At 68.6% G+C, this 25,148-nt stretch carries 22 protein-coding genes and 1 tRNA gene; 13 read left to right on the forward strand and 10 right to left on the reverse strand.

Translation table 11 applies throughout. The features are described 5' to 3' along the window. Positions 1-58: 58 nt before the first annotated feature. Entirely contained in the window at positions 59-382 is a 324-nt protein-coding gene (trxA, locus tag ACWEQG_RS20585; protein ID WP_310741774.1) for a thioredoxin, read from the forward strand. A gap of 99 nt (positions 383-481) precedes the next feature. On the opposite strand, the gene ACWEQG_RS20590 is transcribed toward trxA, so the two are convergent. Beyond that, a complete protein-coding gene (locus tag ACWEQG_RS20590) occupies positions 482-1,102 on the reverse strand; it encodes a GNAT family N-acetyltransferase (protein WP_142573380.1) in 621 nt (206 codons plus the stop codon). A 353-nt stretch (positions 1,103-1,455) separates the two neighbouring features. On the opposite strand from ACWEQG_RS20590, the gene ACWEQG_RS20595 reads away from it, so the two are divergent. Further along, positions 1,456-2,688: an aminotransferase-like domain-containing protein gene (locus ACWEQG_RS20595; RefSeq protein WP_452286795.1), complete on the forward strand. Its 1,233-nt coding sequence runs from the start codon at positions 1,456-1,458 to the stop codon at positions 2,686-2,688. A 299-nt stretch (positions 2,689-2,987) separates the two neighbouring features. After that, complete coding sequence (locus ACWEQG_RS20600; RefSeq protein ID WP_169983605.1) at positions 2,988-3,938, forward strand: D-alanine--D-alanine ligase family protein; 951 nt, start codon at positions 2,988-2,990, stop codon at positions 3,936-3,938. 536 nt (positions 3,939-4,474) lie between these two features. Here ACWEQG_RS20600 and ACWEQG_RS20605 read toward each other — a convergent pair. The 8 genes from ACWEQG_RS20605 to rpmH form a co-directional block, all read right to left on the reverse strand. After that, positions 4,475-5,461: a ParB/RepB/Spo0J family partition protein gene (locus ACWEQG_RS20605; protein ID WP_452286757.1), complete on the reverse strand. Its 987-nt coding sequence runs from the start codon at positions 5,459-5,461 to the stop codon at positions 4,475-4,477. Positions 5,462-5,917: 456 nt separating this feature from the next. Next, entirely contained in the window at positions 5,918-6,691 is a 774-nt protein-coding gene (locus ACWEQG_RS20610; protein WP_363460204.1) for a ParA family protein, read from the reverse strand. A gap of 319 nt (positions 6,692-7,010) precedes the next feature. After that, complete coding sequence (gene rsmG, locus ACWEQG_RS20615; RefSeq protein WP_452286759.1) at positions 7,011-7,691, reverse strand: 16S rRNA (guanine(527)-N(7))-methyltransferase RsmG; 681 nt, start codon at positions 7,689-7,691, stop codon at positions 7,011-7,013. 199 nt (positions 7,692-7,890) lie between these two features. Further along, positions 7,891-8,385: a Jag family protein gene (locus ACWEQG_RS20620; RefSeq protein WP_346223729.1), complete on the reverse strand. Its 495-nt coding sequence runs from the start codon at positions 8,383-8,385 to the stop codon at positions 7,891-7,893. Between the two features lie 18 nt (positions 8,386-8,403). Next, on the reverse strand, positions 8,404-9,354 hold the full coding sequence (gene yidC, locus ACWEQG_RS20625; protein WP_363460208.1) for a membrane protein insertase YidC: 951 nt from the start codon (positions 9,352-9,354) through the stop codon (positions 8,404-8,406). A gap of 4 nt (positions 9,355-9,358) precedes the next feature. Further along, positions 9,359-9,673: a membrane protein insertion efficiency factor YidD gene (gene yidD / locus ACWEQG_RS20630; RefSeq protein ID WP_169983599.1), complete on the reverse strand. Its 315-nt coding sequence runs from the start codon at positions 9,671-9,673 to the stop codon at positions 9,359-9,361. Then, the gene (gene rnpA / locus ACWEQG_RS20635; protein WP_452286761.1) at positions 9,670-10,047 is read right to left on the reverse strand and encodes a ribonuclease P protein component; all 378 of its coding nucleotides are present in this window, start codon (positions 10,045-10,047) and stop codon (positions 9,670-9,672) included. The genes yidD and rnpA overlap by 4 nt, the downstream gene beginning before the upstream one ends. Positions 10,048-10,111: 64 nt before the next feature. Continuing rightward, the gene (gene rpmH / locus ACWEQG_RS20640) at positions 10,112-10,249 is read right to left on the reverse strand and encodes a 50S ribosomal protein L34 (protein ID WP_015772801.1); all 138 of its coding nucleotides are present in this window, start codon (positions 10,247-10,249) and stop codon (positions 10,112-10,114) included. 434 nt (positions 10,250-10,683) lie between these two features. Between rpmH and dnaA the strand changes: the two genes are divergently transcribed. From dnaA to ACWEQG_RS20690, 10 genes are all read left to right on the forward strand, one after another. Then, positions 10,684-12,339, forward strand: a complete 1,656-nt coding sequence (dnaA, locus tag ACWEQG_RS20645; protein WP_452286763.1) for a chromosomal replication initiator protein DnaA — start codon at positions 10,684-10,686, stop codon at positions 12,337-12,339. 524 nt (positions 12,340-12,863) lie between these two features. Then, positions 12,864-14,003, forward strand: a complete 1,140-nt coding sequence (gene dnaN, locus ACWEQG_RS20650; protein WP_363460215.1) for a DNA polymerase III subunit beta — start codon at positions 12,864-12,866, stop codon at positions 14,001-14,003. A 116-nt stretch (positions 14,004-14,119) separates the two neighbouring features. Next, entirely contained in the window at positions 14,120-15,064 is a 945-nt protein-coding gene (gene gnd, locus ACWEQG_RS20655; protein ID WP_363460333.1) for a phosphogluconate dehydrogenase (NAD(+)-dependent, decarboxylating), read from the forward strand. A 113-nt stretch (positions 15,065-15,177) separates the two neighbouring features. After that, the gene (gene recF / locus ACWEQG_RS20660; protein ID WP_452286765.1) at positions 15,178-16,365 is read left to right on the forward strand and encodes a DNA replication/repair protein RecF; all 1,188 of its coding nucleotides are present in this window, start codon (positions 15,178-15,180) and stop codon (positions 16,363-16,365) included. Continuing rightward, positions 16,355-16,888, forward strand: coding sequence for a DUF721 domain-containing protein (locus tag ACWEQG_RS20665; RefSeq protein ID WP_363460219.1), 534 nt, complete (start codon positions 16,355-16,357; stop codon positions 16,886-16,888). The genes recF and ACWEQG_RS20665 overlap by 11 nt, the downstream gene beginning before the upstream one ends. A gap of 399 nt (positions 16,889-17,287) precedes the next feature. Continuing rightward, entirely contained in the window at positions 17,288-19,234 is a 1,947-nt protein-coding gene (gyrB, locus tag ACWEQG_RS20670) for a DNA topoisomerase (ATP-hydrolyzing) subunit B (RefSeq protein WP_452286767.1), read from the forward strand. Between the two features lie 28 nt (positions 19,235-19,262). Beyond that, entirely contained in the window at positions 19,263-21,764 is a 2,502-nt protein-coding gene (gene gyrA / locus ACWEQG_RS20675; protein WP_452286769.1) for a DNA gyrase subunit A, read from the forward strand. A gap of 196 nt (positions 21,765-21,960) precedes the next feature. Then, positions 21,961-22,683, forward strand: a complete 723-nt coding sequence (locus ACWEQG_RS20680; RefSeq protein ID WP_363460225.1) for a DUF3566 domain-containing protein — start codon at positions 21,961-21,963, stop codon at positions 22,681-22,683. Between the two features lie 169 nt (positions 22,684-22,852). Next, positions 22,853-22,929 (forward strand) — tRNA-Ile (locus ACWEQG_RS20685). Between the two features lie 448 nt (positions 22,930-23,377). Beyond that, a complete protein-coding gene (locus ACWEQG_RS20690) occupies positions 23,378-24,313 on the forward strand; it encodes a hypothetical protein (RefSeq protein ID WP_452286771.1) in 936 nt (311 codons plus the stop codon). A 102-nt stretch (positions 24,314-24,415) separates the two neighbouring features. Here ACWEQG_RS20690 and ACWEQG_RS20695 read toward each other — a convergent pair whose 3' ends face one another. After that, a complete protein-coding gene (locus ACWEQG_RS20695; RefSeq protein ID WP_452286773.1) occupies positions 24,416-24,778 on the reverse strand; it encodes a nuclear transport factor 2 family protein in 363 nt (120 codons plus the stop codon). Between the last annotated feature and the right edge of the window lie 370 nt (positions 24,779-25,148).

Below are 25,148 nucleotides of genomic sequence, written 5' to 3' on the forward strand. Positions count from 1 at the left end.
GGGACGGTCCCCGCGGTTGTCTGCACCGCCACACCACTCACGCAAGGGGAGAAATACCGTGGGCGCGATCAAGAGCGTGACGGACGCGAGCTTCGAGGCCGAGGTCCTCAAGAGCGACAAGCCGGTTCTGGTCGACTTCTGGGCCGAGTGGTGCGGTCCGTGCCGTCAGGTCGGGCCGATCCTCGAGGAGATCGCCACCGAGCACGCCGACAAGCTGACGATCGTCAAGCTGAACATCGACGAGAACCCCGTCACGCCGCGGGACTACGGCGTGCTCCAGATCCCGACAATGAACGTCTACAAGGGTGGCGAGGTCGTCAAGCAGATCATCGGCGCCAAGCCGAAGGCCATGCTGCTGCGCGAACTCGACGGCGTCATCTGACGCCGGAAGCAGAGCCCTCCGCTACGAAGCAGAGCCCTCCGCGCACTCGCGCGGGGGGCTCCTGTGTCGTCAGCGGCCACACGTACCGCTGAGATCCCCTCAGACGGGCCGCAGAGCCCTCTCCGGGGACATCGAGCCCAGCAGCCGCTCCAGCGCCACCTCGACGTCCTCGCGCCACGACACGGCCGTCTTGAGCTCCAGCCGGAGCCGGGGGAAGCGCAGATGCGGGCGGACGGTCTTGAACCCGACCGACAGCAGGTAGTCGGCGGGCAGCACGCAGCCGCCCGGCTGCTCCCACTTCAGGTCGCCGAACGCCTCGATCGCCCGCACGCCGCGGCGGGTCAGGTCCTTGGCGACGCCCTGCACGAGCATCCGGCCCAGGCCTCCGCCGGTGAACTCCGGCACGATGTGCGCGGTCATCAGCAGCACCGCGTCGGAGCTGACCGGAGACGTGGGGAACGCCACCGAGCGTGGGACGTAGAGCGGCGGAGCGTAGAGCACGAACCCGGCCGCGACCCCGTCGACATAGGCGATCTTGCCGCAGCTCCCCCATTCGAGCAGGGTCGCGGAGATCCACGCCTCTTTCTCCAGCCCCGGGTCGCCCGCCTCCACCGCGCGCTCGCCGCTGACGGGATCGAGCTCCCAGAACACACACCGCCGGCACCGGCGCGGCAGGTCATCGAGATTGTCGAGGGTGACGTTGACCAGCCGACGCGACACGTGATGCCCCAATCCCCGTCAGGAGTCCTGCCAGAAAAGCGCGCGAAAACGGCGTCTCCAGGTCGCATCGTAACTCAGCGGAAGGGCAGGAGCGGGTGCGCCACGAACAGCCGCCGACGAGCATTAAAGGGGTTGGCCGGGCCGAAACCAGTGGGACAGGAATGCAAGAAAAGGGGCCATTGATGGTCAATACCCAGTTGTGATGGGCGTGGCGCGTTACCGTACTCTGGATTTCCTGGCTACGTGATCGGAGGTGGACCGTGGCACAAGAGCTTGATCACGGTCGGACTAACGCGGCCCACGGGTCGCGCATTGACGCCTACGTCGACCGGTACGCCGCCCGCGCCGCCGGGATGGTCGCCTCCGAGATCCGAGCTCTCTTCGCCGTCGCGTCGAGGCCCGAGGTGGTCTCGCTCGCCGGCGGCATGCCGTACGTCAACGCGCTCCCCCTCGACCTGGTCAGCGAGCTCGTCGCCGACCTGGTCAGCACGCGCGGCTCGGTGGCCCTGCAGTACGGCTCCGGGCAGGGCGACCCCGCCCTGCGCGAGCAGATCTGCGAGGTCATGCGCATGGAGGGCATCGAGGCGAACGCCGACGACGTGGTCGTCACGGTGGGCTCGCAGCAGGCGCTCGATTTGATCACCCGGATCTTCATCGACCCCGGCGACGTCGTGCTCGCCGAAGGGCCCTCGTACGTCGGAGCGCTCGGGACGTTCAGCGCCTACCAGGCCAAGGTCGTGCACATCGCCATGGACGACCAGGGCCTCATCCCCGAAGCCCTCGCCCAGACCATCTACGCGCTCCATGCGGCCGGCAACCGGATCAAGTTCCTCTACACGATCCCCAACTTCCAGAACCCGGCCGGTGTGACGCTGAACGAGGTGCGCCGCCGCCAGGTGCTGGAGATCTGCCACAGGGCCGGGGTTCTCGTGGTGGAGGACAACCCGTACGGCCTGCTCGGCTTCGACGGGGAACCGATGCGGGCGCTGCGCGCCGACGACCCCGAGGGCGTGGTCTACCTCGGCTCGTTCTCCAAGACCCTCGCCCCCGGCTTCCGCGTCGGCTGGGCGCTCGCCCCGCACGCCGTACGCGACAAGCTGGTCCTGGCCATGGAGTCGGCGGTGCTGTCGCACTCGTCCTTCACCCAGCTCGCCGTCGGCCAGTATCTCGCCACCCAGCCGTGGCGCGAGCAGATCAAGTCGTTCCGTGAGCTGTACCGCGAGCGGCGTGACGCGCTCCTGGGCGCGCTCGACGTGCTCATGCCGCCCGGTTGCACATGGACCCGCCCCGCTGGCGGGTTCTTCGTCTGGATGACGCTGCCCGAGGGACTCAACTCCAAGGCGATCCTCCCCCGTGCGGTCGCCGAGCGGGTCGCGTTCGTGCCCGGCACCGGCTTCTACTCCGACGGCGGCGGCGCGCGGAACATGCGCCTGTCGTTCTGCTATCCCGAGCCGGACCGCATCAAGGAGGGCGTGCGCCGCCTGGCGGGCGTGATCGAGCAGGAGCTCAGGCTGCGGGACACGTTCGGCACCGGCTCCGCGCCGGGACACGCCGGCGTCGACACCCCCAGCCCGGATCTCGCCTAGAGCGCGTACGGCCACCGCCCCCTGCGACCTAGGAGCCGCCCATGGGACCTCATGGGCGGCTCCTACGCTATGGATGGAAGTGCGCCACACCCGCGTGGGATGGCTTGGCGTACCGGGGGACGCACCGGCGCGGGCGGGGCACTAGCCTGTTCAGGCTGGCCGTACTGACTTCTCGAGGCGAGAAAGGCCCTCTTCGTGAGCGAGCGAACGATGACCCAAGGATCGCCCCCCGTGCGTCCGTGGAGGGGGGCGCGGACCGGAACCGGCGCCGCCGCCGTCCGCATGGGCGGTGAGGCGTCATGAGCGATCTGGGCCACGTGCTCGTCCTCGCGGGAGGGCTCTCCTACGAGCGTGAGGTCTCCATCCGGTCCGGACGCCGCGTCGCGGAGGTGCTGCGGGCGGTCGGTGTGGACGTGGAGACGCGCGACGCGGACGCCACCTTCGTGCCCGCCGTGCTGGCGGACCCGCCGGACGCGGTGTTCGTCACCCTGCACGGCGGCGCCGGGGAGGACGGCGCCATCCGGTCGGTGCTGGAACTGCTCGACGTGCCGTACGTGGGGGCGACGCCGGACGCCTGCCGGGTCTCCTTCGACAAGCCCACGGCGAAGGCCGTCGTCCGCTCCTGGGGGCTCAACACGCCCGACTCCGTGGCGCTGCCCAAGGAGACGTTCCACGATCTCGGCGCCACGGCCGTGCTCGCCCGCATCATCGATCGGCTCGGCCTGCCGCTCTTCGTCAAGCCTTCCCGCGGCGGTTCCGCGCTGGGCGCGTCCATCGTCCGCACGGCAGAGGAACTGCCCGCCGCGATGGTCGGCTGCTTCGCCTATGGCGACACCGCGCTCATAGAGCGGTACGTCCAGGGCGTGGAAGTCGCGGTCTCCGTGGTGGATCTCGGCGACGGGCCGGTCGCTCTGACGCCGGTGGAAATCGTGCCCGATCGGGGTGTGTACGATTACGCGGCCCGTTATACGGCCGGCCAAACAGAGTTCTTCGCACCGGCCCGGCTCTCCCCCGAGGTCGCCGAGGCGTGCGCCGGAATGGCGGTCGCCGCGCACACCGCCCTCGGCCTGCGCGACCTCTCCCGCACCGACCTCATCGTCGACGGCTCCGGCAAACCGTACTTCCTTGAGGTCAACGTGGCACCCGGCATGACGGAGACGTCCCTGCTGCCGATGGCCGCGGAGGCTGCGGGCCGAGACCTCGGCACCCTGTGCAAGGGACTCCTCGAGTTGGCCGCCACCCGAGCCTGACCCCACCTCCGTTTCACGTGAAACACCCCTCCAGACTGTGATCGCGCCTGGAGGGGTGTGAAGGCAAACCGCCCTCGGCCGGGCCGTCCGTCACTCCGACGGTGAGAGCCTGCGGACGTTCACGATTTGCGCAGCGCGGATCACTGCCACCACCCTTGGCCGAGTGCGCCGAGAGCTGGGTCCACCGCGTGTTTCACGTGAAACCCATGCTCTCGGGGTGCCGACGAGCTCTGGGCGGGTTTGGTCACTGCGCTGGAAGGAACCTCCGGTCCTCGCTTCCTTCCGCTCCGCTCCCCGCCTCATGGAGTCTGGTGAGCACGAGGGTGGGGCGGTGCCGACAACCGAGCTCGATCACGCCCTCTCAGGCCCGTGTTTCACGTGAAACCCTGAGGCTGTGTCGATGACCTCCCGGCGGGGGTGGTCACTGCGCTGGAAGGAACCTCCGGTCCTCGCGAAGTCCGCTTCGCTGGACCTTCGCTGCGGTCCTCGCTTCCTTCCGCTCCGCTCCCCCACACGGCAAGTGGATGGACAGCGCACTAGTCGGTCGCGATGCCCCTACTGCGCATCGCGTTGGCGGCCTCCGGTGCCATCGTGTCGATGATCCGCTCCAGGTCGTCGATCGTGGAGAACTCGACGACGATGCGGCCCTTCCGGCTGCCGAGGTCGACCTTCACCCTTGTCTCGAAGTGGTCAGAGAGCCGGTCCGCCAGGTCGCGGAGCGCCGGGGCGGTCGGCTTCTTCGCCCGAGGCTTACGCGGAGCCGGTCCCGCCGTCGCCTCGCCCAGGGCCACGATCTCCTCGACGGTCCGTACGGACAGCCCTTCCGCCACGATCCGGCTCGCCAGTCGCTCCTGGGCGGCGGGATCGTTGAGCGCGAGCAGCGCCCGCGCGTGCCCGGCGCTGATGACTCCGGCCGCCAGCCGGCGCTGCACCTCGGGCGGGAGATTCAGCAGGCGCAGGGTGTTGCTGATGTGCGAGCGGGACCGCCCCACCTTTCTGGCCAGCACCTCGTGGGTGGCACCGAAGTCGTCCAGAAGCTGCTGGTAGGCCGCCGCCTCCTCCAGCGCGTTGAGCTGCTCCCGCTGGAGGTTCTCGATGAGCGCCTCACGGAGCATCTCGTCGTCCTGGGTGCTCCGGACGATCGCGGGAATGCGGTCCAGCCCCGCGATCTGCGAGGCGCGCCACCTCCGCTCCCCCATAATCAGCTCGAAGCGACCGCCCTCCACCGCACGGACGACGACCGGCTGCAGCAGGCCGACCTCCTTGATGGATGCCGCGAGTTCGTCGAGACGGTCCTCGTCGAACACCTCACGCGGCTGCCGCGGGTTCGGGGAGATGGAGTCGACCTCGATCTCCTGGAAGTAGGCGCCCTCCACCGGACGTAGGCCAGCCACGTCCACTCCCGGCACAGCCGTCGGTGGGCCGGCAGGCGAAACGCTCGCCATGGACGCCGGTTCGACGATCGGTCCTGTGGGGATCAGAGCCCCAAGACCCTTGCCCAGTCCCCGACGCTGCTGGCTCACCGCTGCTCCCTCATACCCGCACAGAAGGCGGTGCCCAGCGACTCGGGGTCACTGGGCACCGGCACGCACACACCAGGAGAGAGTACCGCTGTGACGGCGTCCCCATGAGTCTCGCGCATCGAGCTGTGTACAAACCCGCCCAACGCCCCGCATCACCAGGGAGGAGCGGAGCGGGCGGGAGGGAGGACCGCAGCGAAGGCCCAGCGGAGCGGGCTTCGCGAGGACCGGAGCTTCCGGCCGGCGCAGTGACGTCTCAAGTATGCGCCGCCCAACCCACGGCACCGCGGAGTACCGGATGGGCTGGGCGAGGGCCGAACCTTCCGGCCGGCGCGGTGACGACTGAGCTCGGCATTATTCCTCCCCCAATGCGCTGCATGCTCCGGGAGACCTAAACGGTGCTGTCCCGTCCGGGCGAGCCCCGTCGTCGACGCGTCGTTCGCGCTACGCGCGGCTCTGTCAGGCGCCGGCGAGGGCCGCCGCGCGGTAGGCGATCTCGCGCGCGGCGCCCATGTACGCCAGCGCTCCGCTCGAGCCCGGGTCGTACGTCATGACCGACTGCCCGTAGCTGGGCGCCTCGGAGACACGGACACTCCTGGGGATGACGGCGTCGAGCACGGTGTCGCCGAAGTGGGATCGCACCTCCTCGGCCACCTGAGAAGCGAGGCGGGTCCGGCCGTCGTACATCGTGAGCAGGATGGTCGTGACCGCCAACGTCTGGTTGAGATGCGCGCGCACCAGCTCGACGTTCTGCAGGAGCTGGGTGAGCCCCTCAAGGGCGTAATACTCGCACTGGATGGGGATCAGCACTTCCTGTGCCGCCGCCATGGCGTTCACGGTCAGCAGTCCCAGCGACGGCGGACAGTCGATGAGGATGTAGTCGAACTCCATCGCGTCGAACGACGCCAGCGCCCGGCGCAGGCGAGTCTCCCGGCCGACCATCGGAACCAGCTCGATCTCCGCGCCCGCGAGGTCGAGGGTGGCGGGAGCACAGAACAGGTTCGGCATTTCGGGGACCGGCTTCACGATCTGCGACAGCGGCATGTCGTCCACGAGGACCTGGTACACCGACGGCATCCCCGACCGGTGTTCCGTCGCCAACGCGGTGGACGCGTTGCCCTGTGGGTCGAGATCGACCACGAGGACGCGCTGATCGTGCATGGACAGCGCGGCCGCCAGGTTGACGGCTGTGGTGGTCTTGCCCACGCCGCCCTTCTGGTTGGCCACCGTCATCACGCGGCACCTAGAAGGCCGGGGCCAGGCCCCCTCGTCGCGCGTCGAGTAACCGACGGAAGGCGCAGCCGCCTGCGGGGGTGCGGCTGTTTCACGTGAAACCACAGAACTCAGTGCCTCTCGTACCAGCGGCGAATCGCCAGGGCTAAGGGGGGTCTGGGACACGGTCGTCGTCCTTTCGACCGGCGAAGCAGAGGGACGAGGCCAGCCCACCCCGGAGGACCGGCCTGCTGTCGCGATCTCCCAGCGTAGGGGGAGCCGGGTCTCCGGCCAACCCAGGCCCGCTGTCACACCGCCTGATCCGGCGTCCGCCACCGGCTCACCTCTTTCGTCGCCTCCGCGTGTCCGTTCGCGGTGACCGTCCGGCGACGACGCGAACGAGGGTCGCGGGCGGCTCGACCTTACCGTGCCCCACTGTGATCAACTCGACGTGCCTCACCCCAAACGCCTCCAACTGGGGACGGGCGGCGTCCAGTTCCTCCTGCGCCCGCTCGCCCTTCATCGCGAGCAGTTCCCCACCCTCGTGCAGCAGCGGCATCGACCACGCCAGCAGACGGTCGAGCGGCGCGACCGCACGGGCAGTCGCCACGTCGAAGACGCGCTTTCGGGCGAGTTCCTCCGCCCGCCCGCGCAGCACCTCCACGTTGTCGAGTTTGAGCGCCTCCACGCACTCGGACAGGAACACGGTCCGGCGCAGCAGCGGCTCCAGCAGGGTCACCGTCACATCGGGGCGGACGATCGCGAGCACGAGCCCGGGCAGGCCCGCGCCCGAGCCGATGTCGACGAGGGTCGAGTCCGGCGGGACCGCCTCCTCCACGACCGCGCAATTCAGCAGGTGCCGGTCCCAGATGCGGGACACCTCACGCGGCCCCAGGAGTCCCCGCACCACGCCCGGCCCGGCGAGCAACTCGGCGAACAGCCGGGCCCGCTCCAACGCCTCGCCGGTGAAGATCTTTCGCGCCACCGGGGGCGCCTCGGGCAGCTCGTTGCTCTCCGTCATCACTCACTCATTCATGAACGCTCTGGGCCAAGGGTAACCGTCCTTCCCCCCTCGGCGACGGCCAGCCGTACATCCGGCGTCCGCCGGCCGCCCTGGTCCGGCTGGGAGGGGAAGGGACAGAGGCACGTACAGGACGGAAAAGCCGCCGGTCCCGGATGTGGGACCGGCGGCTTCCCCGCGTCAGAACTGTGAAAAGCGGTCAGGCGGGCAGGACCACCACGAAGCGGCGGGGCTCTTCGCCCTCGGACTCGCTGCGCAGGCCCGCCGCCGCGACGGCGTCGTGCACGATCTTGCGCTCGAAAGGCGTCATCGGCTTGAGCGCCTTCGGCTCGCCGGTGCGCTTGACGTCGTCGGCCGCCGCGGCACCCACCTTGGTGAGCTCGGCCCGGCGCCGCTCCCGATAGCCGCCCACGTCGAGCATGAGCCGCGAACGCTCCCCCGTCTGGCGGTGCACGGCCAGGCGCGTCAGCTCCTGCAGCGCCTCAAGCACCTCTCCGCCGGGACCCACGAGCTCGTCACCCTTGATGCCCACGATCGAGACGACGGCACGGTCCCCCTCGACGTCCATGTCGATATCGCCGTCCAGGTCGGCGATGTCGAGCAGGCCCTCAAGGTAGTCCGCCGCGATCTCGCCCTCCTGTTCGAGGGCATCGATGTCGGGAGCAGGCTTGAGGGTCTCCTCAGCTTCGGTCACGTCCGGACTCTCCTTCTCCTACGACTTCTTGCTGCCGGTGCGCTTGCTGCGAGGCTGGCGCGCCGGCTGCTGACGGACGATCTTGGGGGCGGGTGCCGGCTCAGGCTGCTCCGCCGCCTTGGGCTTCCCCACCAGCCTGGTGAAGATCCCGTTCGTCGGCTCGGGAGTGGTGACGTTGCCCTTCTCGTCCACCACCGGCATCGGGTGGCGGCTGTAGAACCAGTGCTGCTGGCCGAGGGTCCACAGGTTGGTGGTCACCCAGTAGAGGATCAAACCGAGCTGGAAGTTCAGGCTGAAGACGGCGAACAGCGGCGAGATGTACATGAGGATCTTCTGCTGCTGCGCCATGGGGTTGTCCGGCATCTGCGCCATCGAGCGCGTCACGCTCTGCCGGACGGTGAGGAACGTGGTGAGCGAGCTGACGGCGACGAAGAGCGCCAGCACGATCTTCGTGACCACCGGATCGGCGCTGAACTTCTCGATGTCCGCCGCGCTCGTGAAGAAGGTCGCCGGCAGCGGGGCACCGAAGACGTGCGCGTGCCGGGCGCTCTCCACGAGCTCCTTGGACATCCCGAAGACGGCCCGGTCCTCGGCGATGGCCCGCAGCACGGTGAACATCGAGATGAAGATCGGGAACTGCGCGACGATCGGAAGGCAGCCCCCCAGCGGGTTGGCGCCGCCCTCCTGGTACAGCCGCATGACCTCCTGGTTCATGCGCTGCTTGTCGTTCTTGTACTTCTTGCGCAGCTCTTGGACCTTGGGCGCGAGCTCCTGCATCTTGCGCGACGAGCGCATCTGCTTCATGAAGAGCGGGAAGATCAACAGACGCATCAGCACGGTCAGCGTGATGATGGTCAGCGCCCAGTTGAGACCGCTGCTGGCGGGGATGAATGTGCTGTAGCCGGCGTGGATGTGGGTGATCACCCAGGCCACAGCCGTATACAGCCAGTTCAGGAATGGCAGCTCCACCGAGCTAGCTCCCTTGCGTTTCGTCGTGAGACCGGACTCGGCGTGGGGGCACCGGGTCGAAACCTCCGGGGTGGAACGGGTGACACCGTCCGATGCGCCTGACGGTCAGCCATACCCCGCGCGCCGCTCCGTGAACGGCGACGGCTTCTAACCCGTAGGCGCTGCAGGACGGTTCGAACCGGCACCTCGGCCCCAGCATCGGGCTGATGAAGGCGCGGTAGAACTTGATGAGCGCGAGCAGCACGCGAGCGACCGGCCCGGTCGCGGGCCGGTCGGCCTCCCCGGGCACCACTGCCGGGGTCGGTTGCTGCGCTGTCATGACCGTCCATCCGTCGGGGCCCGGAAATCGGACCCGCGCCGCCGGAGTAAACGACTCAGCGCGACGTCGAGTTCGGCGGCCAGGTGCTCGCTGCGCGCGGACGCAGCCGGTGGATTGGCGCGTACCACCAGAAGGCTACCTCTCGGCAGCATCGGCAGGCGGTTCCGCACGAGGTGTCTCAACCTGCGCCTGACCTGGTTCCGCACCACGGCGCCGCCGACCGCCTTGCTCACGACGAAGCCGACCAGCGGTGGCTCGTCGGCGTCGCGCAGGTTCAGGTGTGCGACCAGGGTGGGACGCCCGGCGCGCCGCCCACGGCGAATCGCGTCGGCGAACTCGTCACCCCGCCGCATGCGGGACGCGGACGGCAGCACCGGGCTTCCTCGATCGACGTACGGCCGCCCGCTCCGCTCGACACGGGCGGGCGGCGTCTGATTGTCAGACCGTCAGCTCAGCGCGGCCCTTGCGGCGGCGCGCGGCCAGGATGGCGCGGCCGGCCCGGGTGCGCATGCGCAGCCGGAAGCCGTGGGTCTTCGCGCGGCGACGGTTGTTCGGCTGGTAAGTACGCTTGCTCACGGGTGGGCTCCAGGCGTCAAGTACGTCCGCGGCGTTCCGCGGGCGCGGTACATTCCATGGTCACGGCTCGTCAGATGCGCGGGCATGCGAAATAGCCGTCGCGTGATTAGCCGACCGGGACACGTTACGGGTCCACCGTACGTCAGGTCAAACCGGCACCCGTGCCGCCAAGCGAGTACGGCGAGCGACCATGGCCCATTAGGCTGTGGACAACGCCTTGAACGCAGGTTGCGCACACCGCTACTGTCGGCCGTCCGGCCCTTCCCCCCATCAGCGTGAATCGTGCCCGGGGAGGACGCGCGGGCTGTGCACATCATGTGGATCATATGTGGATGGCATCCGGACGAGGGCCGGTGCCGCGGGGCGTACGAAACTGACACGACACGGATCGCGGCGGGCGAGCGGGGCCGCGCAACGGGAGGAGGGGCCGAGCCATGGAAGGCGTCGATCTCAACGCTGTATGGGCTCGGGCGCTCAGGACCCTGCTCGACGAGGGCGTCTCGGGGCAGCAGCGGGCGTTCCTGCAGATGACGCAGCCCTCCGGTCTCATCAACGACACGATTCTCCTGGCGGCCCCCAACGACTTCGCCAAGGAGGTCATCGAGGTACGCCTGCGCCCGCTGATCGTGCACGCGTTGTCGCAGGAGCTCGGGCGGCCCGTGCGGATCGCCGTGATGGTGGATCCCGGCGCCGGCATGACCGCCCCGTCCGACCCCGCCTCCGCCCCGGCGGCCGACCATCGTCCACAGTCGCCGTCCACAAGTTATCCACAGGCCGGTTCCCAGGCCCCCCGCTTCCCCTTAGGCGAGGACGGCCCGATCCGGCGCGACGCCGAGCCGCACGGGCAGCACTATCCACAGGCCCAGCAGTATCCACAGCCTCCACAGCACATGTCCTCGCCCGACCTCCCGCAGCGGCCCGGCGGCTACTCCCCCGAACCGCCCGCCGCCCCCAAGCCGGAGCCGGTTCCCGGGCCGGGCCCCGTGTCCGGGCCGGTGCCAGGCGCCGGGCAGAACCGCTGGGACACCCGGGGCGGCCGCACCTCCGGCGAGCCGGCCCGGCTGAACGCCAAGTACACCTTCGAGACCTTCGTCATCGGCGCCAGCAACCGCTTCGCGCACGCCGCCGCCGTCGCGGTCGCCGAGGCCCCCGCCAAGGCGTACAACCCGCTGTTCATCTACGGCGACTCCGGGCTGGGCAAGACCCACCTGCTGCACGCGATCGGCCACTACGCGCAGAGTCTGTACGACGGCGCCCGGGTGCGGTACGTGAGCTCCGAGGAGTTCACCAACGACTTCATCAACTCCATCCGCGACCACAAGGCCGACGGATTCCGCTCCCGTTTCCGCGCTGTGGACATCCTCCTCGTCGACGACATCCAGTTCCTCGAGGGCAAGGAGCAGACGCAGGAGGAGTTCTTCCACACCTTCAACACCCTGCACAACGCCAGCAAGCAGATCGTCATCTCCAGTGACCGGGCGCCCAAGCAGCTCGTGACGCTGGAGGACCGGCTGCGCAACCGGTTCGAGTGGGGTCTCATCACCGACGTCCAGCCGCCCGAGCTGGAGACCCGCATCGCGATCCTGCGCAAGAAGGCGATCCAGGAGGGCCTGGCCGCGCCTCCCGACGTGCTGGAGTACATCGCCAGCCGCATCGCGACGAACATCCGCGAGCTGGAGGGCGCGCTCATCCGGGTCACCGCGTTCGCCAGCCTCAACCGGCAGTCTGTGGACATCCAGCTCGCCGAGATCGTCCTCAAGGACCTCATCAGCGAGGACGCGAGCCCGGAGATCACCATCTCCCTCATCATGTCCACAACCGCCGAGTACTTCGGGGTCTCGCTCGACGACCTGTGTGGAAGCTCACGCTCCCGCGCCCTCGTCACGGCCCGGCAGATCGCCATGTACCTGGCCCGTGAGCTGACCGACCTGTCCCTGCCGAAGATCGGCCAGCAGTTCGGCGGGCGCGACCACACCACCGTGATGCACGCGGAGCGTAAGATCCGGTCGCTCATGGCCGAGCGGCGCTCGATGTACAACCAGGTCAACGAGTTGACGACACGGATCAAGCAGCGCGCACGCAACGCTTAGTGCACAGCTGTGGATAACTCTGTGGATCAAAAATTTCGGCCCTCGATGGCCGCCGCGTCGATACCCACACCCTCTCCGGCTCTCCAACACGCCGTCCCCACTTGGGGACAACTTTGGGGAAAAGCTGGGGACTACTTGGGGAACACCCGTGGACGAGCTGGGGACGCCCTGTGCGTACTCGTCACAGCCACCTCGGCTGTCCCTTTTACCCCGTGGACAACCGGTGGAAACATGGTGGATTACTCGTGGACAGAGGGCCCTCCGCCTGGGGAACGGGTGTGGGGACAGCGCGGCCGCCCACAATCCACAGGGGGTCCGTCCACCTCTCCCCCACACCGGCAGTGGATGAAGCAGCTCCCGTGAGCTGCGAAAATGCTCGACATCCACATATCCACACTGCCTAATAAGGCGACTTGTATCTCTCCCTCTAAAGAACTCAAGAACCATAGAAGGGGTTCTGGAGGCACACAGGTGCGGGAGAGTGAAGACTTGACGAAGCAGCGACACCCAGGAGGCTGATCCACGTGATGTTCCGGATCGATCGCGACGTGCTCGCCGAGGCCGTGGCGTGGACGGCACGGAGCCTTCCGGCCCGTCCCTCGGTGCCGGTGCTCGCCGGCATGCGGCTCGAGGTGACCGACGACCAGAGGTTGAAGCTGTCCGGCTTCGACTACGAGGTCTCCGCCGAGGTGACCCTCGACGTGCAGACCGGGGAGCCGGGAGTGGTCCTCGTCTCCGGCAAGCTCCTCGCCGAGATCACTCGCGCGCTTCCCGCACAGCCGGTCGAGCTGGTTGTGGACGGAGCCAAGGCCGTGGTCACCTGTGGCAGCGCACGGTTCACACTTCTCACCATGCCTGTGGAGGACTATCCCTCCCTGCCGGCCATGCCCCCGGCCGCCGGACGGGTCGGCAGCGACGTGTTCGCCTCCGCCGTCGGTCAGGTCGCCGTCGCCGCCGGCAAGGACGACACGCTCCCGATGCTCACCGGCGTGCGGATGGAGATCGAGGGCGACACCGTGACCCTCGCCGCCACCGACCGCTACCGCCTCGCCGTACGCGAGCTGAAGTGGCAGCCCGAGCAGCCCGGCTTCCAGGCCGTGGCGATGATCCCCGGCCGTACGCTGGCGGACACCGCCAAGGCGCTGGGCGGCAGCGGTGCCGAGGTCGAGATCGCGCTCAGCTCGGCCGGCGGCACCGGCGAGGGCATGATCGGGTTCTCCAGCTCCGGACGGCGGACGACGACCCGGCTGCTCGACCCCGAATTCCCCAAGTACCGCTCGCTGCTGCCCACCGAGTTCTCCGCGCGCGCGGATCTGTCCACAGCCTCGTTCGTCGAGGCCGTCAAGCGCGTCGCTCTGGTCGCCGAGCGCAACACCCCCGTACGGCTGGCTTTCCGCGGCGGAGAGGTCGTCCTGGAGGCCGGCAGCGGCGACGAGGCGCAGGCCGTGGAGGCGCTGCCGGTCGAGTTCGACGGCGACGAGATCAACATCGCGTTCAACCACCAGTTCCTGCTGGAGGGCCTGGGGGCGATCGACTCCGACGTCGCGCGGCTCCAGTTCACCACGCCGACCAAGCCCGCCATCCTCACCGGGGGCAAGCCTGTGGACGACGGCGGAAGCGAGGACTACCGCTACCTCATCATGCCCATCCGGTTGTCCAGCTGACCCGGCCCTGACACCCCGGGCGTACGATCTCCTGCGGGCATGGACCCCCGATGCATGGGTACGCGTGCCTCGGTGGACGACGCTGTGGACGACGCAGAGGTTGAGGGGTGGCTCAGATGCAGATCGGCATGATCGGGCTCGGCAAAATGGGCGGCAACATGGCCGAGCGGCTGCGGCGCGGCGGCCACGAGGTCGTGGGCTACGACCGCGATCCCTCGGTCAGCGACGTCGGCAGCCTGAAGGACCTCGTGGAGAGGCTTCAGGCGCCGCGCGCGGTCTGGGTCATGGTCCCCGCCGGGGCGCCCACGCGGAGCACGATCGAGCAGCTGCGCGACCTGCTGTCGGAGGGCGACGTCGTCATCGACGGCGGCAACTCGCACTATCTGGACGACCAGCGGCACGCGGCCGACCTCGGCGCCCACGGCATCGGCTTCGTCGACGTGGGCGTCAGCGGCGGCGTCTGGGGCCTGGAGTACGGCTACGCGCTGATGACCGGTGGCGACGAGGAGCACGTCCGCCGGCTCATGCCGATCTTCGACACGCTCAAGCCCGAGGGTGCGGACGGCTTCGTCCACGCCGGCGGCGTGGGCGCCGGCCACTTCGCGAAGATGGTCCACAACGGCATCGAGTACGGCATGATGCAGGCCTTCGCCGAGGGCTGGGAACTGCTCGAGGCGAGCGACGCCGTGACCAACGTCCCCGAGACGTTCAAGAGCTGGCGGCACGGCACCGTCATCCGGTCGTGGCTGCTCGACCTGATGGTGCGGGCGCTGGAGGAGGACCCCGACCTCACCGAGCTCAAGGGCTACGCGGAGGACTCCGGGGAGGGCCGCTGGACGGTCCAGGCCGCCGTTGACCACGCCGTGCCCCTGCCGGCCATCACGGCCGCGCTGTATGCCCGTTTCGCCTCACGTCAGGCCGACTCCCCCGCGATGAAGATGGTCGCGGCGCTGCGCAACCAGTTCGGCGGGCATGCGGTCGCCTCCACCGAGGGTCAGACCGGCAAGGGCGCCGACGCCCCCGGCGCCGACGTCACCCCGCCGGTGGAAACCGAGCGCTGACGCTCGGCGTCGATTCTCCACAGGCTGTGGATCACCGGCTCATACCCGCCCGATCGTCCACAGCGCTCCGCGGCCGGGACACGAAGGCCGGGCACCGGCACTAGCCTGGCGGGGTGCACGTGGCGAGCCTGTCCCTCACCGACTTCCGGTCGTACTCGGAGGTCGAACTCGTGCTGGAACCGGGGGCGACGGCGTTCGTCGGCCCGAACGGGCAGGGCAAGACCAACCTGGTCGAGGCGCTGGGCTACCTCGCGACCCATTCGAGCCACCGCGTGGCCACCGACGCGCCGCTCGTACGCCACGGCGCGCAGCGGGCGATCGTGCGCGGGGCGGTGGTCAGGGACGACCGGCGCGCGCTGATCGAGGTGGAGATCAACCCGGGCCGGGCCAACCGTGCCAGGGTGAACCGCTCGCCCGTCCCCCGGCCGCGCGACGCCCTCGGACTGCTGCGGACCGTGCTGTTCGCCCCGGAGGACCTCGCGCTGGTGAAGGGCGACCCGTCGGAGCGCCGTCGTTTCATGGACGACCTGCTCGTGGCCCGCGTCCCCAGGTTCGCCGGCGTGCGGGCCGACTACGAGCGCGTGCTCAAGCAGCGCAACGCCCTCCTCCGTACGGCCGCGGCGACGCGGGCGGGACGGCGGCGCGGCGGCCGCAGGCAGGAGGACGACGTGGCCTTCGCCGCGGCGGGCGCGGGAGACGTCATGAGCACGCTCGAGGTCTGGGACTCCCACCTCGTGCGTCACGGCGCGGAACTGCTGGCGGCGCGGCTACGCCTGGTGGACGCGCTGCGCCCCCTCGTGGCGAAGGCGTACGCCACCCTCGCCCCGTCGTCGGGACTCGCCGATCTCGAATACCGGCCATCGGGGTTATCCACAGATATCCCCACCTTGGGGACAAACCGGGAACTGCTGGCCGAGCACCTGCGGGCGGGCCTCGCGGAGGCTCGCCAGTCGGAGCTGGAACGCGGCGTGACCCTCGTCGGCCCGCACCGCGACGACCTGCTGCTGCGGCTGGGCGAGCTGCCGGCCCGCGGCTACGCGAGTCACGGCGAGTCGTGGTCGTTCGCGCTCGCGCTGCGGCTGGCCGCCTACGACCTGCTGAGAGCCGACGGCGGCGACCCCGTGCTGATCCTGGACGACGTCTTCGCCGAGCTGGACGGCCAGCGGCGCAGGCGGCTCACCGAGATCGTCGCCCCGGCCGAGCAGGTGCTCATCACGGCGGCGGTGCCGGACGACGTGCCCCCCGAGCTGACCGGTGCCCGGTTCGACGTGTTGGAAGGGAGCGTGTCCCGTGTCCGATGAGATATCCACAGCCGGTGGACAGTCGCCGCAGGGCTCGGTCGCGCGGGGTGCCGCGCTCGCGCGGGAGAAGCTGGCCCAGGCGAAGGCGGACGCGCTGAAGCGGGGACAGCTTCCGCGGACCGAGCCGCGCCGCCGGTCCGGGGCGGGCGCCCCGCGGCGGGACTCCGGGGACCCGCTGCCGTTCGGGCGGGCGATCCGCGACCTGCTCGCCGCCCGGGGATGGGAACAGCCGGTCGCGGTCGGCGGCGTGTTCGGCCGCTGGGCGGAGATCGTCGGCCCGGAACTGGCCGCCCACACCAGGCCGGAGACCTTCGAGGACGGAGAGGTGCTGGTCGCCGCCGACTCCACCGCCTGGGCGACGCAGGTGCGGTTGCTCGCGTCCACCCTGGTCAGGCGGCTGAACGAGGAGCTCGGCGACGGCACCGTGACCCGGGTCAAGGTGCACGGCCCGGGCTCCGGGCACCGCCCGGAGGGCGGCCTGCGCGTACGCGGAAGCCGCGGGCCCGGCGACACCTACGGCTGAGCGCGGGTGGCGGTGCGCGCCTCGCGAGCCCCGCGTCGAGCGCCGAATCGCCCGGGATGCGCGCCGAACCGGCCGTGACAAGCGTCGAACCGACCCGTGGAGAGCCCGAACCGGCCCAAAATCGCGTGTGAGGCTCCGACCCCCGTTCCGTGTGGGGGGTGCTCGGAAACATGATCGTCAAGCGACAGGGCATCACAGCCCCCGTGAATGCCACCTGTTGTCGGTCGGACCGGTAGAATGTAAACGGACTCAAGGACACGTCCGGTTTGCGTCACCCCGGCCCCATGGGCCGATTTCCCTGGGTGCCGCATCGGGGCACTCACGACGGTGACGGGCACGGCAGGGGCAGCCAATCCACGGTGCCGCCCGCCGCGTGTCCGCGGCAGGAGGATTTCGCACTTGTCCTACGACGCTAGCTCTATCACCGTTCTCGAAGGACTGGAAGCGGTCCGCAAGCGCCCCGGCATGTACATCGGCTCCACCGGCGAGCGCGGACTGCACCACCTGGTCTACGAGATCGTCGACAACGCGGTCGACGAGGCGCTGGCCGGTTACAACGACCTGATCGAGGTCACCCTGCTCGCCGACGGCGGCGTGCGCGTGATGGACCACGGACGCGGCATTCCCGTGGGCATCGTCGCCGCCGAGGGCAGGCCGGCCGTCGAGGTCGTCTTCACCGTGCTGCACGCCGGCGGCAAGTTCGACAGCAAGTCGTACGCCGTCTCGGGCGGTCTGCACGGCGTGGGCGCCTCGGTCGTCAACGCGCTGTCGACGCGCCTGGAGGTCGAGGTCCGCACCGACGGCCACGTGTGGCGGCAGAAGTACGTGACGGCCAAGCCCACGGCGCCGCTCGAGAAGGGCGAGCCGACTGACGAGCACGGCACGACCATCAGCTTCTGGCCCGACCCGGACATCTTCGAGACGACCGCCTGGAACTTCGAGACGCTCGCGCGCCGGTTCCAGGAGATGGCCTTCCTGAACAAGGGTCTCAAGATCACGCTGACCGACGAGCGGCCCGATCACATCATCGACGACGAGCCCAAGGTGCTCACGTACCACTACGAGGGCGGCCTGTCCGACTTCGTGAAGCACCTCAACTCGAAGAAGGACGCGATCCACAACTCGGTGATCGACTTCGAGGAGCACGGCGACGGCATCTCGGTCGAGATCGCGATGCAGTGGAACGCCACCTACAGCGAGTCGGTCTACACGTTCGCCAACACGATCAACACGGCCGAGGGCGGCACCCACGAGGAGGGCTTCCGCGCCGCGCTGACGACCATCGTCAACCGGTACGCGCGCGAGCAGAAGTTCCTCAAGGAAGGCAAGGACGACAACCTCAGCGGTGACGACGTCCGCGAAGGCCTGGCCGCGATCATCTCGGTGAAGCTGGCCGACCCGCAGTTCGAGGGTCAGACCAAGACCAAGCTGGGCAACACCGAGGCGAAGTCCTTCGTCCAGAAGGCCTGCAACGACCACCTGCGCGACTGGTTCGAGCGCAACCCGGGCGAGGCCAAGGAGATCATCAACAAGTCGCTCCAGGCGGCCCGCGCCCGCATCGCGGCACGGCAGGCCCGCGACCTCACCCGGCGCAAGTCCCTGCTGGAGAGCGGCAGCGGCCTGCCGGGCAAGCTGGCCGACTGCCAGTGGTCGGAGCCGGAGAAGTGCGAGCTGTTCATCGTCGAGGGCGACTCGGCCGGCGGCTCGGCCAAGGGCGGGCGCGACCCGAAGTTCCAGGCGATCCTCCCGCTCCGCGGCAAGATCCTGAACGTCGAGAAGGCCCGGATCGACAAGGTCCTCAAGAACAACGAGGTCCAGGCGCTCATCACGGCCCTCGGCACCGGCGTGCACGACGAGTTCGACATCTCGAAGCTGCGCTACCACAAGCTGATCCTGATGGCGGACGCCGACGTGGACGGCCAGCACATCACCACGCTGCTGCTGACGCTGCTGTTCCGGTTCATGCGCCCGCTGATCGAGGCCGGGCACGTCTACCTGTCCCAGCCGCCGCTGTACAAGATCAAGTGGGACCGCAAGGGTGAGGACGCCTCGTACGCGTACTCCGACCGGGAGCGGGACGCGATCATCGAGGACGGCGTCGCCCGCGGCCGGCGCGACCCCCGGCTCCACGACGGTGTGCAGCGGTTCAAGGGTCTGGGCGAGATGAACGCCTCCCAGCTGTGGGACACCACGATGAACCCCGACACCCGCGTGCTGCGCCAGGTCACCCTCGACGACGCCGCCCAGGCCGACGACCTGTTCAGCGTGCTGATGGGCGAGGACGTCGAGGCCCGCAGGAACTTCATCATCACCAACGCACGCGACGTCCGCTTCCTCGACGTCTGAGCAGCGTGGCCGACCAGAAGGACTTTTCGTGACGGAAGTGAACACGCCGCCTGGGCCTCCCGCCGATCGCATCGAGCCGGTCGACATCCAGGCCGAGATGCAGCGCAGCTACATGGACTACGCGATGTCCGTCATCGTGTCCCGCGCGCTGCCCGACGTCCGCGACGGCCTCAAGCCCGTGCATCGCCGCGTGCTGTACGCGATGTTCGACGGCGGCTACCGGCCCGACCGCGGCTACTTCAAGTGCTCCCGCGTCGTCGGCGACGTCATGGGCTCCTACCACCCCCACGGCGACACGTCGATCTACGACACCGTCGTACGGCTCGCGCAGCCGTGGTCGCTGCGCTACCCGCTGGTCGACGGCCAGGGCAACTTCGGCTCGCCGGGCAACGACCCGGCCGCCGCGATGCGGTACACCGAGTGCCGCCTCGCGCCGATCGCCATGGAGATGCTCCGGGACATCGACAAGGAGACCGTCGACTTCCAGCCCAACTACGACGGGCGGTCGCAGGAGCCGGTCGTCCTCCCGTCGCGGTTCCCGAACCTGCTGGTGAACGGCTCGGCCGGCATCGCGGTCGGCATGGCGACGAACATCCCGCCGCACAACCTCCGCGAGGTCGGCGAGGGCGTCAAGTGGGCGCTCGACAACCCCGAGGCCAGTGACGAGGAGCTGCTCGACGGGCTGCTCGCGCGGGTCAAGGGCCCCGACTTCCCGACCGGCGCGCTGATCGTCGGCCGCCGCGGCATCGAGGACGCCTACCGCACGGGCCGCGGCTCGATCATCATGCGAGCCATCGTCGAGGTCGAGGAGGACCCCAAGGGACGGCAGTGCCTGGTCGTCACGGCCCTGCCGTACCAGGTGAACCCGGACAACCTCGCGCTCACGATCGCCGAGCTGGTCAGGGACGGCAAGGTCACCGGGATCGCGGACGTCCGCGACGAGACGTCGTCGCGCACCGGCCAGCGGCTGGTGATCGTGCTCAAGCGCGACGCGGTCGCCAAGGTCGTGCTGAACAACCTCTACAAGCACACCCAGCTCCAGACCACGTTCGGCGCGAACATGATCGCGCTGGTGGACGGTGTGCCGCGGACGCTGCGGCTCGACCAGTTCGTCCGTCACTACATCACGCACCAGATCGAGGTCGTGGTCCGGCGGACCCGGTTCCTGCTGCGCAAGGCGGAGGAGCGGGCGCACATCCTGCGCGGTCTGCTCAAGGCGCTCGACCGGCTCGACGACGTCATCGCCCTGATCCGGCGGTCGCCGTCGGCGGCCGAGGCGCAGGGCGGCCTGATGACGCTGCTGGACATCGACCAGGTCCAGGCGCAGGCCATCCTCGACATGCAGCTGCGCAAGCTGGCCGCGCTGGAGCGGCAGCAGATCCAGGACGAGTACGACGGCCTGATGACGCAGATCGCCGACTACCAGGACATCCTGGCCTCCGAGCCGCGGCAGCGGCGGCTCGTGTCGGACGAGCTCGGGGAGATCGTCGCCAGGTACGGCGACGAGCGGAAGACCGAGATCACCGCGTACGAGGGCGACATGTCCATCGAGGACCTGATCGCCGAGGAGGACGTGGTCGTCACGATCACGCGCGGTGGCTACGCCAAGCGGACGAGCACCGACCTCTACCGCGCGCAGCGGCGCGGCGGCAAGGGGGTCAGGGGAGCACAGCTCCGCCAGGACGACATCGTGGAGCACTTCTTCGTCACCACGACGCACCACTGGCTGCTGGCATTCACCAACAAGGGCCGGGTCTACCGCTTCAAGGCGTACGAGCTGCCGGACTCGGGCCGGGACGCTCGCGGCCAGCACCTGGCCAACCTGCTCGCCATGCAGCCCGACGAGCACGTGATGGAGATCCTCGACCTGCGGGACTACAACGTCGCGCCGTACCTGGTGCTGGCGACCCGCAGCGGCCTGGTCAAGAAAACGCGGCTGTCCGAATACGATTCGCCGCGATCCGGTGGCCTGATCGCGATCAACCTGCGCGAAGATGACGAGGTGATCGCCGCCCGTCTCGTCTCCGAGGGTGATGACCTGCTGCTCGTGTCGAAGAACGCGCAGTCGATCAGGTTCACCGCCTCCGACGACGCGCTGCGCCCGATGGGCCGGGCCACCAGCGGTGTGATCGGCATGCGGTTCGTGGACGGTGACGAACTGCTCGCGATGAACGTCATGAGCGACGGCGACGACGTGTTGATCGCGACCGAGGGTGGGTATGCGAAGCGGACACCCGCCGACCAGTACCCGGTGCAGGGCCGGGGCGGCAAGGGCGTCCTGACGGCGAAGATCGTCAGTGCTCGTGGCAAGCTGGTCGGAGCCGTCATGGTGCGTCCCGAGGACGAGGTCTTCGCGATCACCTCTGCCGGCGGGGTGATCCGTACCAGCGCCGGCGAGATCAAGCAGTCGGGCCGCCAGACCATGGGCGTCCGCCTGATGAACCTGGCCGAGGGTGACAGCGTTGTGGCCCTCGCTCGCAACGCCGAGTCGTTGGAGACCGAGGAGAACGGGGCAGGAGGCGAGGCATGAGCGAGCGTAGCGAGCGACTCGACCAGCACAGTGCGGCGTCTGACGAGGGTGTGGCATGAGTGACACCGGCGGGCCCCGGACACCCGGCGGCAAGCAGAGACCGACGGGCGCCCGCCCGGCGTCGTCCCCGAACGGGGTTACCGCGCGGGCGCACGATGGCGGTAGCGTCGCCAAGGTGGCTTCCGAAGGAGATGACGTGACCGCCGCCGACAAGGCGAAGGCCGACGACACCATGCGCATCCGGACCTCGGCCGCCGACCAGCCCTGGAAGCGGCAGGCGGCCACGGACGGAGCGTCCGAGAACGGCAGGTCCGACGTCGGCGGGGCGACCGCGCAGTATCCCCGCCCCGCGGGCCTCGGTGCGTCCACACCCTCTGTGGACAACGGGCGCCCGTCTGTGGACAACGCCCGGCCCTCGGTGGACGGCGGTTCCGTACGCGGGCTGAGCTTCGGCCCCGCCGGGGATCGCACCGAGTCCTCCAAGGATTCCAAGGAATCGAAGGGTTCCAAGGACAAGAAGTCCGGGCTGCGCCCGCCGCGCAAGGCCCACCTGGTCCTGCGCAGGATCGAGCCGTGGTCGGCGATGAAGTTCAGCTTCGTCGTGTCGCTGGTGTGCTTCGTCGTGCTGTTCGTGGCCGTCGCCGTGCTGTACGGCGTGCTGTCGGCGCTCGGCGTCTTCTCCTCGATCACCGAGACCGTGACGCAGCTCACCACGAGCGGCGGCGCCGCCGGCAACGGGGCCGGGACCATCGACATCGGCAGCTGGTTCGAGCCGGTCCGCATCCTCGGGTACGCGGCACTGCTGGGCGCGTTGAACGTCGTGCTCATCACCGCGCTCTCCACCCTCGGCGCGGTGATCTACAACATCTCCGCGGACCTCGTGGGCGGTGTCGAGGTCACCTTCAGCGAAGCCGAGTGACCCCGGCCGCAGCAGGCACGGTACGGCTGGCCGCCCCACCCGAGCGGCCCGCCGTACGAAGGTGCACTCGGTGGCACGACCAGGGGCCCGGACACGGTAAGCTTTTCCTCGTTCGAAGCGACGGATTCGCCACCGGAAACGGGATGCGGTAACGTTCGTTGCGCAGTGCGGGGCTATAGCTCAGTCGGTTAGAGCGCTTCCCTGATAAGGAAGAGGTCCCAGGTTCAAGTCCTGGTAGCCCCACCACGAAGTACCAGCTCAGAGGCCAGTTCCCAAGATCCGGGATCTGGCCTTTTGATCGTTTGCCATCGATTTGCCATTACGGGTGTCCGGCACCAGGTAGCAGACATCGATCTACATCGGCAGGTCCTGGCAGCTGATCTACGCCGCGAGCGGATGAGATTGAACGCCTGTGAGGTCATGAACGGCATCACTGGCAATGTCGTAGCCAGCCTGTACCGTCCGTGATGTGAGCCTTACACAGGGGTTGGATTCGCCGAGGACTCCCTTGCGACGCTTCCTGGATCGAGAGATCACCGCCGGAGCGAGGCCGGTTCGGTCCACGTACCTTGCGCAGCTGCCTCCGAAACCGCTTCTCCTGCCCGGAGAGGGAGTCGGCTACGAGGCGGGGACCGTCGGGACTGCTCTCGATCAGCGCTTGCGCCTGTGCTTCACCTGCAATTCGCCTGTCGACATGGCGACCCTGCAGGGCATCGACAACTGCCGAATCCAGGCGAGGAGCACCCTCGCAGGCGAAACCTGGAGCCGGCTCGCAGAGCTCGGTCGGTCCCTGTCAGATGAACTGCCCCGGCTCGTCCAGTCCCTGGATCTTGCTTCGCGGACGCTCCCGATGCTTCGAAGCGACGAGGAGGAGGAACGTCTCGCCCGTGTGTTGCTGTGCGCCGCATGGTTCGCCCTGAACTACCGCAATCCGTTCGCATTTCCCGACACGCCTCTTTTCAAAGCTATCCACGGAGACGCGGAGTCCTTCGACTTCGAGCGGATGCTTCAGATCGCAACTCCCGCGCTAGTGAACGACCTCTTGGCGCAACTACACGCCGCGGAAGACAGCCCGCTTGATCAGCTTCGCGCGCAGTGCGCTGAGGACACATGCCTCTCCGGGCCTGTCTTCGAAGGAAGCGCGTTGATCTCCGCAGACGCTGACCTCATTGCCGATGGCATATTGATCGACTTCAAGAGCACCCGGAACGTGCACATCTTTAGCCAGGCGACCATCCAGCAGTTGCTCGGCCATGTGCTACTCGACCTGAACGATCAGTACAGCATCGACTCCGTGGGCGTGTATCTCACCCGTGCGGCAGCACTGATCACCTGGCCTGTGGACAGGTACCTCGCCCTCTTGGGCACTCGCAGGCGAGAGTTGAAGGTCCTGCGGACCGCCTTCTTCCGTCTCATCGCCTACGAGCATTGCCGACCGGATGATGATCCGCTGCCGGATCAGTTGCCAGGAGTCGAGCGCCTTCTGGCCGAACTCGTGGCGCCGGTACCGTCAGGGGCTTGTTTGGTCTGCGCGCAGCCTATGCCTCCGTTCTCCGTGCGTCGTCTCTACTGCTCGGCGTTCTGCGGCAAACGCGCCGTGTCGCTTCGTACGAGAGGGTGGATCGGATGAGGAGCGCCGCTCGGCGTCCCTAGCGCTGTGACTGGAAACTACCGGCGGCCTGCCGTTCTCATGCCACCTCAACCGCGAAGATGGCGAAGTGTCACTGGAGTACTAGACCGCATAGACGGGGGCGAGATCGACGAAGATGCGGTAGTCCGAGATCAGACCGTCGTCGCGGGTGCGCCAGATCGATACGGCTACGGCGCTTGCATCCTTGCCGTCGAGCCTCCGGTAGGTCACCTCGGTCTCGGCGATGGTGTCGGCATCCACCCGCCAGTTCCGGACGATCCGGTGCTGCAGACCGCCGATGGTGGAGTAGAAGTCCCGGAGGCCGGTGACGATCGCCTCACGTCCCGCAAGCGGTTCGGCATTGCCGAATATCAGCGTGGCATCCTCGGCCAGCAGTCGCCCAAACTCTTCAGGATCGAACGAGTCGACTGATCGGAAAACCCGTCGCACCGCATCATCGGACATGCCGGTCCCTTCTCACGCAGACGGGATCACTGATGGGGACGATACGGGGCGAAGGATGGCGTACAACTAGCGCAAGGGTGGGGATTTCCTCGCCGTGTCCGGGTCGGAGATCTGTCTCAGGTCGCCAGGGCGGTAGGCGTATACCGCCGCCTGGACTGGTCGCGGAGGTCGAGCTTGGTGAGGATGCGCGACACCTAGGGCTTGACGTCTCCTGGCTGAACACCAGGCTGGCGGCGATCTCGCTGTTGAGGCCATCCGCGATGAGGCGCAGCACCTCAAGCTCGCACGGCACCTACCGATGTTTCGTCGCTGATCAGGAGAAGGTCGTGCGTAAATCCGCGATAGTGGTGCGCTCCAGCGTCAGCGCGGC

It is taken from the genome of Microbispora sp. NPDC004025 (genome assembly GCF_053604425.1).

What these genes read in the sequence shown, in the direction of transcription:
- ACWEQG_RS20595 (WP_452286795.1), top strand. Translation starts at nt 1,456, where the DNA reads ATGGTCGCCTCCGAGATCCGAGCTCTCTTCGCCGTCGCGTCGAGGCCC.
- ACWEQG_RS20600 (WP_169983605.1), top strand. Translation starts at nt 2,988, where the DNA reads ATGAGCGATCTGGGCCACGTGCTCGTCCTCGCGGGAGGGCTCTCCTAC.
- ACWEQG_RS20610 (WP_363460204.1), bottom strand. Translation starts at nt 6,691, where the DNA reads ATGACGGTGGCCAACCAGAAGGGCGGCGTGGGCAAGACCACCACAGCC.
- rsmG (WP_452286759.1), bottom strand. Translation starts at nt 7,691, where the DNA reads ATGACGGAGAGCAACGAGCTGCCCGAGGCGCCCCCGGTGGCGCGAAAG.
- yidD (WP_169983599.1), bottom strand. Translation starts at nt 9,673, where the DNA reads ATGACAGCGCAGCAACCGACCCCGGCAGTGGTGCCCGGGGAGGCCGAC.
- dnaA (WP_452286763.1), top strand. Translation starts at nt 10,684, where the DNA reads ATGGAAGGCGTCGATCTCAACGCTGTATGGGCTCGGGCGCTCAGGACC.
- gnd (WP_363460333.1), top strand. Translation starts at nt 14,120, where the DNA reads ATGCAGATCGGCATGATCGGGCTCGGCAAAATGGGCGGCAACATGGCC.
- ACWEQG_RS20690 (WP_452286771.1), top strand. Translation starts at nt 23,378, where the DNA reads ATGGCGACCCTGCAGGGCATCGACAACTGCCGAATCCAGGCGAGGAGC.
- ACWEQG_RS20695 (WP_452286773.1), bottom strand. Translation starts at nt 24,778, where the DNA reads ATGTCCGATGATGCGGTGCGACGGGTTTTCCGATCAGTCGACTCGTTC.